The sequence below is a fragment of the Roseomonas mucosa ATCC BAA-692 genome (assembly GCF_000622225.1).
In the GTDB taxonomy this organism is placed as follows: Bacteria; Pseudomonadota; Alphaproteobacteria; order Acetobacterales; family Acetobacteraceae; genus Roseomonas; species Roseomonas mucosa.
Map to the genome: position 1 here is coordinate 361,096 of NZ_JHWD01000001.1, position 15,881 is coordinate 376,976.

At 71.5% G+C, this 15,881-nt stretch carries 18 protein-coding genes; 1 reads left to right on the forward strand and 17 read right to left on the reverse strand.

The window, feature by feature from the left end; all coding sequences use genetic code 11:
* Positions 1-54: 54 nt before the first annotated feature.
* Positions 55-852 carry a glucose 1-dehydrogenase gene (locus tag BT98_RS0101710; RefSeq protein ID WP_019459624.1) on the forward strand — a complete coding sequence of 266 codons (798 nt, stop codon included), beginning with the start codon at positions 55-57 and terminating at the stop codon, positions 850-852.
* Positions 853-864: 12 nt separating this feature from the next.
* Here the strand turns inward: BT98_RS0101710 and phoB are convergent, their stop codons facing one another.
* The 17 genes from phoB to BT98_RS0101795 all read right to left on the reverse strand — a co-directional run bounded on the left by phoB (position 865) and on the right by BT98_RS0101795 (position 15,877).
* On the reverse strand, positions 865-1,578 hold the full coding sequence (gene phoB / locus BT98_RS0101715; protein ID WP_019459625.1) for a phosphate regulon transcriptional regulator PhoB: 714 nt from the start codon (positions 1,576-1,578) through the stop codon (positions 865-867).
* Positions 1,575-2,291: a phosphate signaling complex protein PhoU gene (gene phoU / locus BT98_RS0101720; RefSeq protein ID WP_019459626.1), complete on the reverse strand. Its 717-nt coding sequence runs from the start codon at positions 2,289-2,291 to the stop codon at positions 1,575-1,577. Before phoU ends, phoB begins: the two co-directional genes overlap by 4 nt.
* 16 nt (positions 2,292-2,307) lie before the next feature.
* The gene (pstB, locus tag BT98_RS0101725; RefSeq protein WP_237719320.1) at positions 2,308-3,051 is read right to left on the reverse strand and encodes a phosphate ABC transporter ATP-binding protein PstB; all 744 of its coding nucleotides are present in this window, start codon (positions 3,049-3,051) and stop codon (positions 2,308-2,310) included.
* 107 nt (positions 3,052-3,158) lie between these two features.
* Positions 3,159-4,052 (reverse strand): phosphate ABC transporter permease PstA, encoded by an 894-nt coding sequence (pstA, locus tag BT98_RS22865; RefSeq protein ID WP_019459628.1) that lies wholly within the window; start codon positions 4,050-4,052, stop codon positions 3,159-3,161.
* A 4-nt stretch (positions 4,053-4,056) separates the two neighbouring features.
* Positions 4,057-5,058, reverse strand: a complete 1,002-nt coding sequence (pstC, locus tag BT98_RS0101735; RefSeq protein WP_019459629.1) for a phosphate ABC transporter permease subunit PstC — start codon at positions 5,056-5,058, stop codon at positions 4,057-4,059.
* Between the two features lie 73 nt (positions 5,059-5,131).
* A complete protein-coding gene (gene pstS / locus BT98_RS0101740) occupies positions 5,132-6,175 on the reverse strand; it encodes a phosphate ABC transporter substrate-binding protein PstS (RefSeq protein WP_019459630.1) in 1,044 nt (347 codons plus the stop codon).
* 171 nt (positions 6,176-6,346) lie between these two features.
* On the reverse strand, positions 6,347-6,952 hold the full coding sequence (locus BT98_RS0101745; RefSeq protein ID WP_019459631.1) for a hypothetical protein: 606 nt from the start codon (positions 6,950-6,952) through the stop codon (positions 6,347-6,349).
* A gap of 120 nt (positions 6,953-7,072) precedes the next feature.
* Positions 7,073-7,705, reverse strand: a complete 633-nt coding sequence (locus tag BT98_RS0101750) for an ABC-type transport auxiliary lipoprotein family protein (protein ID WP_081798511.1) — start codon at positions 7,703-7,705, stop codon at positions 7,073-7,075.
* Positions 7,702-8,745 carry an MlaD family protein gene (locus BT98_RS0101755; protein WP_019459633.1) on the reverse strand — a complete coding sequence of 348 codons (1,044 nt, stop codon included), beginning with the start codon at positions 8,743-8,745 and terminating at the stop codon, positions 7,702-7,704. The genes BT98_RS0101750 and BT98_RS0101755 overlap by 4 nt, the downstream gene beginning before the upstream one ends.
* Positions 8,746-9,579, reverse strand: a complete 834-nt coding sequence (locus BT98_RS0101760) for an ABC transporter ATP-binding protein (protein WP_019459634.1) — start codon at positions 9,577-9,579, stop codon at positions 8,746-8,748.
* Positions 9,580-9,582: 3 nt separating this feature from the next.
* Positions 9,583-10,680, reverse strand: a complete 1,098-nt coding sequence (locus tag BT98_RS0101765) for an ABC transporter permease (protein WP_019459635.1) — start codon at positions 10,678-10,680, stop codon at positions 9,583-9,585.
* Positions 10,680-11,954, reverse strand: a complete 1,275-nt coding sequence (locus tag BT98_RS22870) for a flavin monoamine oxidase family protein (RefSeq protein ID WP_051004724.1) — start codon at positions 11,952-11,954, stop codon at positions 10,680-10,682. Before BT98_RS22870 ends, BT98_RS0101765 begins: the two co-directional genes overlap by 1 nt.
* A 183-nt stretch (positions 11,955-12,137) precedes the next feature.
* Complete coding sequence (locus tag BT98_RS0101775) at positions 12,138-12,317, reverse strand: hypothetical protein (RefSeq protein WP_019459637.1); 180 nt, start codon at positions 12,315-12,317, stop codon at positions 12,138-12,140.
* A 90-nt stretch (positions 12,318-12,407) separates the two neighbouring features.
* Complete coding sequence (locus BT98_RS25845; protein WP_019459638.1) at positions 12,408-13,037, reverse strand: ankyrin repeat domain-containing protein; 630 nt, start codon at positions 13,035-13,037, stop codon at positions 12,408-12,410.
* Positions 13,038-13,135: 98 nt separating this feature from the next.
* Positions 13,136-13,507, reverse strand: coding sequence for a hypothetical protein (locus tag BT98_RS25850; protein WP_019459639.1), 372 nt, complete (start codon positions 13,505-13,507; stop codon positions 13,136-13,138).
* Positions 13,508-13,595: 88 nt separating this feature from the next.
* Positions 13,596-15,365 carry an ABC transporter ATP-binding protein gene (locus tag BT98_RS0101790; RefSeq protein WP_019459640.1) on the reverse strand — a complete coding sequence of 590 codons (1,770 nt, stop codon included), beginning with the start codon at positions 15,363-15,365 and terminating at the stop codon, positions 13,596-13,598.
* Positions 15,366-15,478: 113 nt separating this feature from the next.
* Entirely contained in the window at positions 15,479-15,877 is a 399-nt protein-coding gene (locus tag BT98_RS0101795; RefSeq protein ID WP_026032949.1) for a DoxX family protein, read from the reverse strand.
* Between the last annotated feature and the right edge of the window lie 4 nt (positions 15,878-15,881).

Sequence of the window (15,881 nt, forward strand, 5' to 3'; positions counted from 1 at the left end):
GGGGCATCGCCGGGGACAGGGCCGCCGCGCTGCGGCACAGGCAGGAGGACAGCCATGGATTGTCGTCTCGATGGACAGGTCGCGCTGGTCACCGGCGCCAGTTCCGGCATCGGCACGGGCGTTGCGCGCGGGCTGGCGGCGGCCGGGGCGGCGGTGATCGTGAACTACCATTCCGGCCGTGAGCCCGCCGAGGCGCTGGTGGCGGAGATCGAGGGCAGGGGCGGCCGGGCCGTGGCGCTGCAGGCCGATGTCTCCGACCCGGATTCCGTGGCGGCGCTCTTTGCGAGGGGTGCGGAGGCGATGGGCGCCATCGACATCGTGGTGGCGAATTCGGGTATCCAGAAGGATGCGCCGGCCACGGAGCTGACGGTCGAGGACTGGCGCAAGGTGATCGACACCAACCTGACCGGCCAGTTCCTCTGCGCCCAGGCGGGCATCCGGCAGTTCCTGAAGCAGGGCGACCGCAAGCTGTCCCGCGCCCTGGGCAAGATCATCCACATGAGCTCGGTGCACGAGGTCATCCCCTGGGCGGGGCATGTGAACTACGCCGCCTCGAAGGGCGGCATCGCGCTGATGATGCGCACCCTGGCGCAGGAGCTGGCGGGGCAGCGCATCCGCATCAATGCCATCGCGCCCGGCGCCATCGCCACGCGGATCAATGCGGAGAACACGCAGGGTGAGGCCGGGAAGCGGCTGCTGGAGCTGATCCCCTATGGCCGCGTCGGCGATGTGGAGGACATCGCCAACGCCGCTGTCTGGCTGGCCTCGGACATGTCGGACTATGTGGTGGGCACCACCATCACCGTGGATGGCGGCATGTGCCTCTATCCCGGCTTCCGCGACAACGGCTGAGGGGCGACGCCCTCAGCCCTCCACGTCCAGCGCGTAGCCGGCGGAGCGGACGGTGCGGATGACATCCTCCTCCTCCGGCCCGTTCACCGCCTTGCGCAGCCGGCGGATATGCACGTCCACGGTGCGCAGCTCGACATGGATGTCGCGGCCCCAGATCGCGTCCAGCAGCTGCTCGCGCGAAAAGACGCGGCCCGGGTGCTGCATCATGAATTCCAGGATGCGGTACTCGGTGGGGCCCAGATGCAGCGGCCGGCCGTTGCGCGTCACGCGATGCGCTTCCGGGTCCAGCACCATTTCGCGCCAGACCAGGGCCTCGCGCATCGAGCCGGGGCCGGAGCGGCGCAGCAGCGCGCGGATCCGGGCCAGCAGTGCCTCCACGGTGAAGGGCTTGGCGATGTAGTCGTCCGCCCCGGTGTCCAGGGCGCGCACGGCGTCCTGGTCCTCCGTGCGGGCGGTGACCATGATGATCGGCAGGTCGCGCGTCGCCGGGCGGCGGCGGAGCTGGCGGCAGACCTCCAGCCCGGACAGGCTGGGCAGCATCCAGTCCAGCAGCACCAGGTCGGGCCGGCCTTCGGAGACGCGCAGCAGCGCCTCCTGCCCGTCGGCCGCTTCCTCGACGCGGAAGCCCTGGCGCTCCAGGTTGTAGCGCAGCAGGGTCAGCAGGGGCGCCTCGTCCTCCACCACCAGGATGGTGGGGCGGGTGCCGGTCTCGATCGCGGCACTCATTCGTCGGACGGAGACAGGTCGCCCGGAGCCTCCACCTTCGGCCGGTCGTCGGGAAGGTTCTGGCCGGTGATCGAGAAGTACACCGTCTCGGCGATGTTGGTGGCGTGGTCGCCGATCCGCTCGAAGTTCTTGGCGATGAAGTGCATGTGGGTGGCCGCGGTGATGTTGCGCGGGTCTTCCATCATGTGGGTCAGAAGCTGGCGGAAGAGCCCGTTATAGACGTCGTCCACCGCCACGTCGCTGGCCCAGACGCGGCGGCAGGCCTCGGCATCCTCGTTCAGCAGCGCGTCGATCACGTCCTTGAGGTTGCGCTGCACCAGTTGCGACAGGGCCTCGAAGGTGCCCAGCCCGACGAGATTGGGCTGCTGCGCGATCACCATGACGCGCTTGGCGACGTTGCGGGCATAGTCGCCGATGCGCTCCAGTTCCTGGCTGATCTTCATCGCCGCGACGATGAAGCGCAGGTCCGCCGCCATCGGCGCCCGCAGCGCGAGGAGGCGGACGCAGAAGCTCTCGACCTCGCGCTCCAGCCCGTCGATCGGGGCGTCGCGGGCGGCGACCTCGGCGGCGGCCGTGGCGTCGCGCCGGGTAAGCACGTAGGCGGCATCGGCCACCTGGCGCTCGGCGAGGCCGCCCATGCGGGCGACCAGCTCGCGCAGCCGGCGCAGGTCGTCACTGTAGGACTTGACGATGTGTTCGGGCTGGTTGGCCATGGCCGCTTCCCCTGTCTCAGCCGAAGCGGCCGGTGATGTAGTCCTGGGTCCGCCGCTCGCGCGGGGTGGTGAAGAGCTGTGCCGCGGGCGCCACCTCCACCAGCTCGCCCAGGTAGAAGAAGGCCACCTGGTCGGCGCATCGGGCCGCCTGCTGCATGTTGTGCGTCACGATGGCGATGGTGAAGTCCTGCTTCAGCTCGTCGATCAGCTCCTCGATGCGCGCGGTGCTGATCGGGTCGAGCGCCGAGGTCGGCTCGTCGAGCAGGATCACGTCCGGCCGCACCGCGATGGTGCGGGCGATGCAGAGGCGCTGCTGCTGCCCGCCCGAAAGGCCGGCGGCATTGGTGTCCAGCCGGTCCTTCACCTCGTCCCACAGCGCGGCGCGGGCCAGGGCCCATTCGATGCGTTCGGCCATCTCCGTCCGGCCCAGCCGCTCGTGCAGGCGGATGCCGAAGGCGATGTTCTCGCGGATCGTCATGGGGAAGGGGGTGGGCTTCTGGAACACCATGCCGACCTTGGCACGGAGCGCGTTCATGTCCACGCCCGATTCGAGGATGTTCTCCCCGTCCAGCAGCACCTGCCCCTCGGCCCGCTGGCCGGGATAGAGGCTGTACATGCGGTTCAGGATGCGCAGCAGGGTGGACTTGCCGCAGCCGGAGGGGCCGATCATGCCGGTCACCTGGCGGTGCGGCAGGTCGAGGTTGATGCCCTTCAGCGCATGCTTGTCGCCGTACCAGAAGTTCAGGTCGCGCACGCTCATCCCCGCCTCGTTCAGCGGCACGGAGGGGCGGGACGTGTCCACCAGGCTGCTGGAGGAGGCACTCGGCATGCTGAAGTTGGTGGCGTTTCCATTCATGGCGGAGCCTCTCAGCGCTTGGCGCGCAGCACGGTGCGGGCGACGAGGTTCAGGCCCAGCACGCCCAGGGTGATGATCAGGGCCCCGGCCCAGGCCAGGGTGACCCAGTCCTCATAGGGGGAGCCGGCATAGGCGTAGATGGTGATCGGCAGGCTCGACATCGGCTGGTTCAGGCTGACCGACCAGTTCAGGTTGCCGAGCGAGGTGAAGAGCAGCGGCGCGGTCTCGCCGGCGATGCGGGCCACACCCAGCAGCACGCCGGTGATGATGCCCGAGGCGGCGGCGCGCCAGCCCACCAGCACCACCATCTTCCACTTGGGCGAGCCCAGGCCGATCACCGCCTCGCGCAGCGTGTCGGGCAGCAGGCTCAGCATGTCCTCGGTGGTGCGGACCACGACGGGGATGATGATGATGGCCAGCGCCACCACGCCCGCCCAGCCGGAGAAGCCGCCGAAGGGCAGCACCAGGAGCTGGTAGACGAAGAGGCCGATCAGGATCGAGGGGGCGGAAAGCAGCACGTCCGAGACGAAGCGCACGGCGCCGCCGAGCTTCGACCCGCGGGCGTATTCCGCGAGGTAGGTGCCGACCAGCATGCCGATCGGCGTGCCCACTAGCGTGGCGAGGAACACCTGGATCAGGCTGCCCACGATCGGGTTCAGCAGCCCGCCGCCGCTGCCGGGCGGGCGGGTCACCGTGACCAGCGTCTGCAGCGACAGCCCGTGCATGCCGCGCAGCAGCAGGGTGAGCAGGATGGAGGCGAGGAAGAACAGGCCCAGCAGCGTGGCGGCGATGCAGAAGGCGCGGATCAGCAGGTCCTTGCGGTGCCGGCTGCGGCCCAGCGCGCGGGCCACGGCGGGGTCCTTGCGCGGGCCGATATGCCCCGGGCGGGAGGTGGTGGCGCTCATCGGTTCAGCCCTTCAGCCGGGGCCGCAGCAGCCAGCGCGAGACGGCCAGCACCGCGAAGGAGATGACGAAGAGGACGAAGCCCAGCGCCAGCAGCGCGGAAAGCTTCAGGCTGCCCATCCCGGCCTCGCCGAATTCCAGCGCGACCAGCGAGGCGATGGTGTTGCCCGGGCCGAAGAGCGAGGCGGAGATGCGGTTGGCGTTGCCGATCACGAAGGTGACGGCCATGGTCTCGCCCAGGGCGCGGCCCAGGCCCAGCATGATGCCGCCCACCACGGAGGTACGGGTATAGGGCAGCACCACGCCGCGCATCACCTCCCAGGTCGTGGCGCCGAGGCCATAGGCGCTTTCCTTGAAGACCGGCGGCACCTGCTCGAACACGTCGCGCATCGTGGCGGCGACGAAGGGCAGGATCATGATCGCCAGGATCAGCGCCGCGGTGAACAGGCCGGTGCCGAAGGGCGCGCCGGAGAAGAGCGCGCCGATGACCGGCACCTCGCCCAGCGTGTCGATGATCGGCGGCTGGATGGTGGTGGCCATGAAGGGCACGATCACGAAGAAGCCCCACATGCCGTAGATGATCGAGGGCACGGCGGCCAGCAGCTCCACCGCCACGCCGACCGGGCGGCGCATCCAGTCGGGCGCCAGCTCGGTGAGGAAGAAGGCGATGCCGAAGGCCGCCGGCACGGCCATGAGGATGGCCAGCAGCGCGGTCAGCAGCGTGCCGTAGATGGGCACGCCGCCGCCGAAGACCTCCTGCACCGGGTCCCAGTCCGTCGAGGCGACGAAGGCGAGGCCGAAGGCCCGGAAGGCCGGGAGGCCGCCCAGGAACAGCTCCACGATGATGGCGCCCAGCAGCAGCAGCACCAGGATGCCGGCCCCTTGGCAGAGGGCCGCGAAGATGGTGTCGCCGAAGCCGGTGGCGCGCCTCGTGGCGCGGCTGGGACGGGGGGGGACCGGGTCGGCGCCGATGGCGGCGCCCGCGAGGTGCGAGGCGGTCTGGGACAAGGTCGGGCCTTCCTGGGGTCAGAAGTGCCGGAGGGGCCTCGCGGCCCCTCCGGTCATGTTCCGGTTCCGGACCTTACCGGTTCCAGACGGGCTTGCCGTCCACGGTCACCTGCTTCCAGGTCTCGCGCACCTTGGCCTGCACGTTCTCCGGCAGGGGGATGTACTCGAGCTGGCGCGCCGCGTCGCCGCCATGGGTGAAGGCCCAGTCGAAGAAGCGCATCACCGCGCGGGAGCGGTCGGCGTTCTCCGGATTGGCCGGCAGCAGGATGAAGGTCGGCGAAACGATCGGCCAGGAACTGTCGCCCTTCTGGTCGATGATGCTGGCGGCCATGCCGGGGGCGGACCAGTCGGCATTCCCGGCGGCGGCGATGAAGCTCTCCATGGTCGGCTTCACGAACTTGCCGGCCTTGTTGCGGAGCTGCACGGTCGTCAGCTTGTTCTGGGTGGCATAGGCGTTCTCGACATAGCCGATGGCGCCGCGGGTGTTGCGCACCGTGCCGGCCACGCCCTCGTTGCCGCGCGCGCCGGCGCCGGCCGGCCACTTCACGGAGGTGGCGGCGCCGACCTTGCCCTGCCAGTCGGAGGAGACGGCGGAGAGGTAGGAGGTGAAGACGAAGGATGTGCCGGAGGCATCGGCGCGGTAGACCGGCGCGATGGCGACGTTGGGCAGGGTCACGCCCTGGTTCAGCTCGACCAGCTTCGGGTCGTTCCACTTGGTGATCTTGCCGGCATAGATGTCGGCCAGGATCTCGCCCGTCAGCTTCAGCTGGTCGATCTCGACGCCCGGCAGGTTCACGATGGGAACCACCGAGCCCATCACGGCCGGGAACTGCACCAGCTTGGCCTCGGTCAGCTGCTCGGGCTTCAGCGGGGCGTCGGAAGCGCCGAAATCCACCGTGCGGTTGCGGATCTGGTTGATGCCGGCGCCCGAACCCACGGACTGGTAGTTCAGCTGGATGCCGACCGCCTTCGCACCCTCGCCCCAGCGCTGATAGACCGGGTTGGGGAAGGACGCGCCGGCACCGGTGATGTCGGCCGTCTGGGCCAGGGCGCCGTGCGGCACGGCGGCGGTCAGCAGCGCGAGGCCGGTGAGGAGAGCGAGGGAGCGTCTGTACACCGTGCGTGGTCTCCGGAGCGATTTGTTATTGCCGGCAGGACATGTTCTCCCGCCGCCGGCTGCTCCCTAGTCCCCCAAGGCGTCGGACATGTTTCACTTTTATGAAGGTTCGATGACAGGCCGGCCGGCCGAAGGCACCTTTACCGACGGGAAAGGTATCGCCGGATAGGGTCAGCCGCCCGGGAAGCGCAGGCCCTGGAGCCGCACCTGCCCGCCCCCCCAGGAAAGGTCGAAGGCAATCCCGCCGGCATAGTTCAGGCGTGCTGCGGCGTAGCGGAGATGGCTGGTGCCGATGGGATCGCCGAGGGAGCGCAGCACGTGCTGGGACAGGAAGGGAGGCGAGCGGCGCAGTTGCAGCCAGGCGCCGACGGATTGCGGGTCGTTCCAGCCATCCGCCATCTCCTCCGCCATGTCCGAGAGCCAGTTCCGGGCCGTGGGCGAAAGGCCCTCCACATCGGTCCGGGAGGCGAACTCCCGCCGCAGGTTCCTCTGGAGGCTGGGCCGGTCGGCCATCTGCAACAGCGCGTCGCCATCCATGTGCCGCAGCCTCGCGGCGAAGTCCTGCGCCATCATCCAGGACGGCGCGACGAGCCCGGCGCCGAAGACCAGCAGCAGCGGGACCAGCAGCAGGAGCAGCAGGTGGCGCCTGTTCCGTCGGGTTGGCAGTGGCTTCCCGGTGGTGCCGGCCGGCAGGGCGCACGCCGCATGCAGGCGGTGGTCGTATTCCGACCAGACGTCGTTCCAGTCGTCGTCTCTGTCCGGGCCATCGAACGGCATTGGGGTGACCCCTGAAGCAACCGCCTCAACGCGCCATCCTGGCCGAAGGTTGACGGTTGTCTAGGTATTCGTGAACACCGCCATGCTTAGTTAACTGCAAGTTGTATTAATAGAAGATTACTACCTTAACGCGATCAAAATCTGTTGTTCCAGCTGCATGAAGGCCCCTGCCAGGGCAGCCACCATCGCCTGGGCCTGGGGTTCCGGCCGCAGCGGCCGTTCCGGCGGCAGGGGCGCGGTTCCGGAAACGGTGAACTGGCGTACGGCGCGGCGGTCGAGCGCGCCTTCCCGCAACAGCACCGCCGACAGGCTGGCCCGCGCCAGACCCTGGCCGAGATCGGCATGCAGGGCGGTCAGCTCCGTCTCCAGCACCAGATCACTGCTGGCCCGCGTGCCGGGCGCCAGTACCGCGGCGAAGAGGCCCGAGGCCACGAGCCAGCGGCGCAGCGCCTCGTCCATCGCCTCGGCGGGCGGCGCGACCCATTCGGCGTAGTACTCGACATGCACTGTGCCGTCCGGGTTGATGGAGCGCAGCATCCGCCCCTCCGTCCCCGGTGCCGCGCGCGCCAGGCGGACCAGGACCGTCTGCCCGCCGAAGCCGCGCAGGGGTGGCCCGGGCCGCACGGGGTCGAGCCGGAAGCGCAGCGGCTCCACATAGGGGCGGCTCTGCAGCGCGGAGCAGCCGGGCAGGGCCAGAAGCGCGGCCAGCACCGGCCGGCGCATCAACAGAGGGCGTCGGGTGGGACCGTTCATCGGTTGCGCTCCGTGGCCCAGGCGGGCGGTGGTGGCGGCGCGCCCAGGATCGCCTGGGAGGGCGCACGGCGCAGGGTCTCCGTCGTGTCGCGCAGGTTGGCGGCCACCGCCCCCAGGTCGCGCAGGATCGGCTGCAGGTCCGCGTTCACGTCGCTGGTCGTATGGCCTGCCGTGCGCGCCGTGCGCTCCAGCGCGCCGATCACCGCCGGCAGCCGTTGCATGGAGGCATTGAGCTGCGCCGCGGCGTCGCGGGTGGATCGCAGCGTCGCCTGCATCTCCGGCCCCGCCACGGTGCGGCGCAGATCCGCCACCGCGCCGCGGATGTCCTTCACCATGCCCTGGATATCCGTGCTGTCCAGCGTCTGGCGCAGGGTGCCGGCCATGGCCGAGACATCGGCCAGGGTCTTCGCCAGGTCGCCGCTGCTGGTCTGCCGGTGGACATCCGCCAGCACGCCGTCGAGGTTGTTCATGATGTCCTCCAGCGGCAGGCCCTGCAGGCGGCTCAGCAGGTTCTGCGCGGCATCCTGCACCTGCGCCACGGTGGAGGGGATGGAGGGGATCACCGGATGCGCCGGCGCCCAGGGCAGCTTCTCCACCGGGAAACGCTCGGGGTTCTCGAAGTCCATCTCGATATAGGAGCCGCCGGTCAGGCCGGCGCTCGACAGGCGGGTCCGCAGGCCGAAGCCGACCGCGCGCTCGGGACCGGTGCCCTCCGGCCCCAACCGGTTCTGTTCGATGGCGAAGCGCACCACGACGAGCTGGAAGGCCGCCTGGAAAGGCCGCCCTTCCGGGTTGCGGTAGACGGAGTTGACCAGGGTGATCTCGGTGACGCGGCCGAGCTGCACGCCGCGGTAGCGCACCGGGGCGCCGACATCGAGGCCCTGCACGCTTTCGCGGAAATAGGTCTCGAAGATCTCCGAATGGCGGTTGAGCCGGCCGGCGGTGAAGAACATCACGAAGCCGACTGCCAGCGCGATTCCCGCCAGGATCAGCAGCCCGACCCGCAGGTAGAGGCCGGAGCCCCGCCCGGGCGCGGCCATCTACTCGGCCTCCCGGCGGAAGAAGTGGCGGACGGTGTCGTTGGGCGGGTCGGCGCGCAGGTCGCCGGGGCGTCCCTGCGCGATCACGCCCTTCGCGGCCTTGTCCAGCATGATGCAGCGGTCACCGATGTTCAGGATGGATTGCAGCTCGTGCGTCACGACCACGAAGGTCGTGCCGAGATCGCGGGCGAAGTCCTTGATGAGCTGGTCGAGCCCCGCGGAGGTGATCGGGTCGAGCCCCGCCGAGGGCTCGTCCAGGAAGAGCAGCGGCGGGTCGAGCGCCATGGCGCGCGCGATGCCGGCGCGCTTGGCCATGCCGCCCGAGATCTCGGCCGGCAGCCGGTTCGCCGCCTCGCTGAGCCCGACCAGGCCGAGCTTGGTGCGGGCGATCTCCGCCCGGCCCTCCGGCGGCAGATCGGTATGGGCCTCCAGCGGCAGCATCACGTTCTCCAGCAGGGTCATCGAGCCGAACAGGGCGCCCGACTGCCACATCACGCCGAGCCGGCTCAGCAGCGCCCGGCGCGCGGCGCCCTCGGTCGCCAGCATGTCCGTGCCCAGGATCTCGATCCGGCCGTCGCTCGGCGGCATCAGCCCGATCAGCAGCTTGAGCAGGGTGGACTTGCCACAGCCCGAGCCGCCCAGGATCACAAAGACCTCGCCGCGCCGCACGTCGAAGCTCACGTCCCGGAACAGCAGGTTGCTGCCGAACTGCATGGCGACGTCCCGCGCCCGGACCACCGCCTCGCCGTCCCCGGCACCGCCCATGGCCTCCGGCGGCGGGTCCGCGCGGTCGCCCCGGTGGGATGGCGCGTCCCGCGCCGGCTGTTCCGCCATCGCTCAGAACCCCAGGCGGTAGAAGAGGATGGCGAAGAGGCCGTCGAGCACCACGATGGCCACGATGCCGCCGACCACCGCTGCCGTGGCGGCATCGCCCACCGCGCGCGGCCCCCGCCCGGCCGTCAGCCCGGCGCGGCAGCCGATGCCGGCGATGACCAGGCCGAAGACCGCCGCCTTGAACAGCCCCTGCAGCAGGTCGCTCATCACCACGCCCTCGGCCACCTGGTTGACGGTGAAGACCAGCGGATAGCCCAGGCTGAGCATCACGCCGGTCATGCCGACCAGCCCCGACAGGTTCATCAGCAGGGTCATCACCGGCATCACCACCAGGCCGGCAAGCAGGCGCGGCAGCACCAGCATCACCATCGGGTCGATGCCCATGATGCGGAGCGCGTCCACCTCCTCGTTCACCGTCATGGTGCCGAGCTCGGCGGCATAGGCCGAGCCGGTGCGGCCAGCCAGGATCACCCCGGCCAGGAGCGGGCCGAGCTCGCGCAGCAGGGAGATCCCGACCATGCGGGGGATAAAGGTCTCCGCGCCGAACTGGCGCAGCGGCGCGGCGGACTGAAAGGCCAGGATCAGGCCGATCAGCACGCCGAGCAGGATCACCAGGGGAAAGGAGCGCGTCCCCGCCTCGTCGAGATGGCGCATCGCCTCGGAGGCGCGCAGCTGCCGGCGGCGCCGGAAGGCATTCACCAGCGTGGCGGCGGCCTCGCCCAGGAAGGCGATGCGGACCAGCATCGCCCGCCACACGCCCACGCCCCAGGCCCCCAGCGCCGACACCAGCGGCAGGCGCGGCCCGTTCGGCCGGGGCTCCGGCTGCTCCCGCGCCACGCGCACCCGCTCCAGCACGGCGGCGACCGGGCGGCTCGCGCCCTCGAAGGTCTCGCAGGCCCCGGCGGCGCGCAGCAGCAGCGTGGCGCCGCCGGTATCGATCGTCTCGACACCCGACAGGTCCACGCGCCGCACCCCCTGGGCCTCGCCGGGCAGGCGGTCCCAGACCGGGGCCACCGTTGCCGTGGTCAGGTCGCCCGAGACCCGCAGCGTCTCGCCCTCTACCATGAAGGAGGGCGCTCCGGCTTCCGTCCCGCCCGCCATCAGCCGTTCCCCGGCGACAGGGCCGTGGCGACCGCCGCGGCGGCGGCCTCGCCGGTTTCCCAGGCGCCGCCAACGGTGCCGGCGAGGTCCGGGTGGCAATGCTCACCGGCCAGGACGAGGCGTCCGTCCGCCAGCGGGGCGGAAAGGACGGCGCGCGCCCCGGCCGCGCCGGGCCGGGCATAGCTGTAGGCCCCGAGCGAGAAGGGGTCGCTGCCCCAGCGGCTGACCAGGGCCCGGTCCCAGTCGATCGCCCGCCGCGCCCTTGCGCCATAGAGCCGGACCAGCTCCTCCCGGGCATGGGCGACCTGCGCCGCTTGGCCCTCGCGCTCCAGCGCCCAGGCATGGTCGCCGCCGAGGAAGCCCTCCAGATGCGGCCGGCCGAAGGGCCAGGCCACGAAAGTCATGCGGGTCTCGCCTTCCACGACGCGCCGCTCGGCACCCGCGAAGGGCGGCAGGTCCAGCCGGTCCCCGCCGCTGGCCGGCAGGATGAACTTGGTCAGCAGCCCCAGCGGCAGGCCGTGCAGCGCCTCCTGATGCCCGGGCGGCAGGGGCGGGTCGAAGCGCAGCGCCCCGGCGGCCAGCAGGCTGGCGGGCAGGGTCACGATGGCCGCCCGCCCCTCCAGCACGCCACGCGGCCCCTCGGCCCGGATGCCGCCGCCGGACCAGCGCAGGCGCTCCACGGGCCAGCCGGTGAGGATCGGCAGGCCTCGCGCCAGGGTGGCCAGCAGCGTGCCGAAGCTAGGCTCCGGCAGGAGGTTGGGCGGCTCCAGCTGGTTCCGCAGGAAGTCCGCCACCCCCATGTCGCGCGGCTCGGCCGCGGCGATGGTCTGCCCTTCCCAGGCCGCGATGCTGGCATCCCAGGGGCCGCCACTCGGCGCCACGGCGGCCAGGGCAGGGTCCGGTTCCCGCGGAGCGGCCCGCACGGCCTCCATCCAGCGGTCATAGGCCGCGTCGAATTCCGCCTGTTCCGCCTCCGTCGCCCAGCGCCCGGCACCTGGGGCATCGCCGGGGCGGTCGAGGTAGAGGCGGTGGAGCCGCTGATCGTCATGGTTCAGCAGCGGGAAGCCCAGTTCCCGTGCCAGCGCGGCCAGCGGGTTCCGCGCGGCCGCGTGCAGCCAAGTGGCGCCGAGGTCCACCGGCCAGCCCAGGCTGTGATCGGTCAGCACCCGGCCGCCGGCCCGGTCCCGCGCCTCCAGCACGGTGCAAGCCAGTCCCCGGGCGAGGCAGGCGCGCGCCGCCGCGAGGCCGGCCGCGCCGGCACCGAGAATCAGCACATCGGGTTTGCTCGGACGGGGCATTACATACATGGATGTACGTCAACGGGTCCCGGACGCCAATCCACCTGGAGGCTCAGGGACCCCGCGGATGCCTGAGGTGTGATGCGCCCGTGCCGCATGCCGGTCCGAACGATGGGGGCGGCCGTGCGGTCCTGCGGCGGGCCGCACGGATAGGGGAATTCAGGTCTTCTTTGTATGCCGCCGTGTCCGGGTCGTCCTGGAAGGCTTCGCCGGGGCGGACAAGGCGGCGCGGATCGCCTTGCTGCTCTGCTGGCGCCAGGCATTGGCGAAATGGCCCTGCCACCAGCCGGCCGTGCGGCTGGCAGCGCTCAGCCAGAGACTCATCGGTGTGCCCTTCATGCGGTCCGCTTCCTTGCAGCCGGAGACGGGCCGAGGCCCGGTACAGGGAAAAGCCTGCCCGGGCCTGTGGGTTTCGCCGGATGAGCGGGATCAGCCGCCGCGGCCGTCGAAGCCCAGGAAGCCTGCTTCCGGCCGGGGCGTGCCGCCATTGCCCGCAGGGGCACGTCCGGTGGGGGCCTGCTCGGCCGTGCGCGTCGGGCGGGGGCTGGCGGCCTCGCGCGGGCCGGCCGGACTGCGCCCGCGCGCGGCTTCGCGCGAGGCCGCCGGACGGGACGGGCCGGAACGCGGCGCGGCGGCCTCGCGCGGCGGGGCGGAGGAAGGGCTGCTGGGGCGGAACGAGGCGCGGGCCGAAAGCAGGTAGAAGGCGATGTCGTTGCGCCCCCGGTCCACCGCCGCGTCGATCGGCGTCAGGCCCAGGACGTTGCGGGCCTCCAGGTCGGCGCCGCGCGAAACGGCGTCGCGGGCGGCGGCCATGTCGCCCCGGGTGATGGCGTCGAAGAGCTCGTCGTTCGGCGACATGCTGGACACGGGCTTGTCCGACGGGATCGCGCCGCCGGGGCCGTTGCCGGCGCCGGGCAGGGGCGGCGGCGCGACCGCTGGCGCCGCGCCCGGGGTATTGGGCTGCAGCGGGCCGCGCGGGCGGGTCGGATCATACTGCGCCTGTGCGGCCACGACAGGCAGCAGCAGGGTGGCGAGGCTGGCGAGGAGCAGGCGGCGCATAATGCGTGCCTGTCTAGCGGGCAGAGCGGCTTTCTGCCAGCGGGGAAATGGGGCGGGCTCCGTTCGGGCCGGTGAAGGGGGGGCCGGCCCCGTGTCCCTCAGGCGCAGCCCTCGCCGCGATAGGTGAAGTCCTCCACCCGGTCGGCCCGCAGGGCGAAGGTGATGCTGCAGGTCACCGGCGCCCAGACCGTGGTGGGCGGCCCCCAGACCCCGCCCCAGCCGAAGGGGCGCCCGCCATAGCCGAAGCCGCCGCCCCAGAAGGGATCGCCAGGCAGCGCGGTCAAACGCTGGCTCTGGAATTCCAGGAACTTCCGCCCGTCCGCCTCATAGGTCCGCACCGGCACGCCCAGGGTGGAGACCAGCTTTCCTTCCGACTGCCCCACCAGCGGCGAGAGCCGCTGCGCCAGGGTGGGCCCCGGCGCGGCGCAGGCCGTGGCAAGCAGGGGGAGCGCGAGGAGGAGGCGTTTCATGACGATCTCAAGATAGAGCGCGCCGGGACAAGGAAAAGAGGCTTCCACCCCAGGGGCCCCCGCCCCCTGGCCCGGCGGCGCCGGAGGATCAGGCTGCCACGAAGCTCTGGGTCCGCACCAGCCGGGCATAGAGCCCGTCCCGCCGCATCAGCTCGGCATGCGTGCCCTGTTCCACGGCACGGCCCCCCTCCATCGCCACGATCAGGTCGGCGTCCCGCACGGTGGAAAGGCGGTGCGCCACCACCAGCGTGGTCCGCCCCGCCCGCAGCCGGGCGATGGCGTCCTGCACCGCCGCCTCGTTCTCCGCGTCCAGCGCGCTGGTCGCCTCGTCCAGCAGCAGCACGCGCGGGTTGCGGAGCAGGGCGCGGGCCAGGGAAACGCGCTGCTTCTGCCCGCCCGAAAGGCGCGAGCCGCCTGGGCCCAGCACCGTGTCGTAGCCCTGCGGCAGCGCCGACAGGAAGCCGTGCGCGGCGGCGGCGCGGGCGGCGTCCTCGACCTCCGCCCGCGTTGCGCCGGGGCGGCCGCTGGCGATGTTGCTGAAGGCGGTGTCGTCGAAGATCACCGCATCCTGCCCGACATAGGCGATGGCGTCGCGCAGGCTGGCGAGTGAAACCTCCCGCACATCCGCGCCATCCAGCGTGACCCGGCCGCCGGTCACGTCGTAGAGGCGCGGCAGCAGCGCCAGGGCGGTGGACTTGCCGGCGCCGGAGGGACCGACCAGCGCCAGGGTCCGCCCCGGTTCCGCAACGAAGCTCACCCCGCGCAGCGCCGTGTCGCCGCCGCCCTCGTAGGCGAAGGCAACATCGGCGAATTCCACGCGGCCATGGCCCGGCGGAAGACCGGGTGCCCCGGCGGGGGAGGCGATGCGCGGCTTGGTGTCCATCACGGCGAAGACCCGCGACAACCCGGCCAGCCCCTCCTGCAGCGCCGCGTTCAGCGAGCCCAGGGCCCGCACGGGGCGGGAGGCGATGAGCAGCGCCGCGACGAAGCCGGTGAACTGCCCGACCGTGCCGGCGCCCTGCGAGACGCGCCAGCCGACCACGGCCAGGATGGCGGCCACCGCCACGCCGCCGATGGCCTCCAGCATCGGGTCGAGGCTGGAGCGGATGCGGTTGATGCCCATCAGCGCGGCGCGGAGCTGCGCGAAGGCGCCGCGCGCCCGTGCCTCCTCGCTGTCCTCCAGCCGGTAGGTGCGGACCACGCGGGCGGCGGAGAAGGATTCCGTCAGCGTCGCCGCCAGCTCCCCCACCCGGTCCTGCATGCCGCCCGATGCGCGGCGGATGCGCTTGCCCAGGCGCAGCACCGGCACCACCGCGACCGGATAGAGCAGCGCCGCCACCAGTGTCATCTGCCAGTCCAGCCAGACCATGGAGCCGACCAGCCCGACCACGGTCAGCAGGTCCGCCACGCCGTTGATCGCCTTGGTCAGCGCCTCCCGGATCGCCTGGGCATCGGCGGTGAAGCGGGCAGCGTGCCGGGCCGGGGCCTCCCGCGCCACGATGGCCAGGTCGGCGCGGGTCAGCGCGCGGAACAGGTCGTTCTGCACCGCTTCGATCACCCGCAGCACCACGGCCTGCACCGAGACCGCCTGCCCGTACTGCGCCAGAGCCTTGAGGCAGGTCAGCAGGATGATGGCCGGCGGCACCAGCCAGGTGATCCGCGGGTCGCCGCTGGTGAAGAGGTCGAAGGCCTGCTGGATCACCACCGGGTACAGTGCCGTCAGCCCGGCCACTGCCCCGGTGCAGAGGATCGCCACCAGGATGCCGCGCGGATGTTGCCGCACATAGTCGCGCCAGAGCCGCCCGGTCAGGGCGCGGGTGGTTTCGGCGGAAATCGGGGGATGCTTGGGACGGGCCATGTCGGCAGGGGGATTAGAGCGGATCGGCGCCGAACGGTATCGCCCTTCTGCGCGGAGACGCCTTGCCCCCGGGGGCAAGGCGTCGCGTGGGAACAGCCAGGACGGGCGGCCTGCTAGACCCGGTTGCGGGCGGCGTCCACCGACCAGGCGCCGCCGCCGGCCACGAAGAGGTAGAGGAAGACGAAGCAGAACAGCACGGCGGCATCGCCCCCGTTCACGGCCGGGAAGAAGCTGCGCGGGAAATGCGCCATGAAATAGGCGAAGGCCATCTCGCCAGCGCAGACGAAGGCCGTGGCGCGGGTGAAGAGGCCGAGCGTCAGCAGCACGCCGCCGACCAGCTCGATCGCCGCCGCGAACCAGCTCAGGGTCAGGAAGTCCGGCTGGTATTGGGGCGTCGGGAAGCCGAAGAGCTTCTGCGTGCCGTGCGCCAGGAAAAGCAGTGCGGTCATGATCCGCAGCACCGAAAGCATACGGGGGGCCCAGCTCGGGGCGAAGACGTCGTCCTGGGGCATGAGA

Excerpts from the sequence above, each read along its gene's own strand:
- BT98_RS0101760 (WP_019459634.1), bottom strand. The coding sequence starts at position 9,579 with ATGGCGGAACAGCCGGCGCGGGACGCGCCATCCCACCGGGGCGACCGC.
- BT98_RS0101710 (WP_019459624.1), top strand. The coding sequence starts at position 55 with ATGGATTGTCGTCTCGATGGACAGGTCGCGCTGGTCACCGGCGCCAGT.
- BT98_RS0101755 (WP_019459633.1), bottom strand. The coding sequence starts at position 8,745 with ATGGCCGCGCCCGGGCGGGGCTCCGGCCTCTACCTGCGGGTCGGGCTG.
- BT98_RS25850 (WP_019459639.1), bottom strand. The coding sequence starts at position 13,507 with ATGAAACGCCTCCTCCTCGCGCTCCCCCTGCTTGCCACGGCCTGCGCC.
- pstB (WP_237719320.1), bottom strand. The coding sequence starts at position 3,051 with ATGAGCGTGCGCGACCTGAACTTCTGGTACGGCGACAAGCATGCGCTG.
- BT98_RS25845 (WP_019459638.1), bottom strand. The coding sequence starts at position 13,037 with ATGCGCCGCCTGCTCCTCGCCAGCCTCGCCACCCTGCTGCTGCCTGTC.
- BT98_RS0101795 (WP_026032949.1), bottom strand. The coding sequence starts at position 15,877 with ATGCCCCAGGACGACGTCTTCGCCCCGAGCTGGGCCCCCCGTATGCTT.
- BT98_RS0101775 (WP_019459637.1), bottom strand. The coding sequence starts at position 12,317 with ATGAAGGGCACACCGATGAGTCTCTGGCTGAGCGCTGCCAGCCGCACG.
- BT98_RS0101745 (WP_019459631.1), bottom strand. The coding sequence starts at position 6,952 with ATGCCGTTCGATGGCCCGGACAGAGACGACGACTGGAACGACGTCTGG.
- BT98_RS0101750 (WP_081798511.1), bottom strand. The coding sequence starts at position 7,705 with ATGAACGGTCCCACCCGACGCCCTCTGTTGATGCGCCGGCCGGTGCTG.
- BT98_RS0101765 (WP_019459635.1), bottom strand. The coding sequence starts at position 10,680 with ATGGCGGGCGGGACGGAAGCCGGAGCGCCCTCCTTCATGGTAGAGGGC.
- pstA (WP_019459628.1), bottom strand. The coding sequence starts at position 4,052 with ATGAGCGCCACCACCTCCCGCCCGGGGCATATCGGCCCGCGCAAGGAC.
- BT98_RS0101790 (WP_019459640.1), bottom strand. The coding sequence starts at position 15,365 with ATGGCCCGTCCCAAGCATCCCCCGATTTCCGCCGAAACCACCCGCGCC.
- phoU (WP_019459626.1), bottom strand. The coding sequence starts at position 2,291 with ATGGCCAACCAGCCCGAACACATCGTCAAGTCCTACAGTGACGACCTG.
- phoB (WP_019459625.1), bottom strand. The coding sequence starts at position 1,578 with ATGAGTGCCGCGATCGAGACCGGCACCCGCCCCACCATCCTGGTGGTG.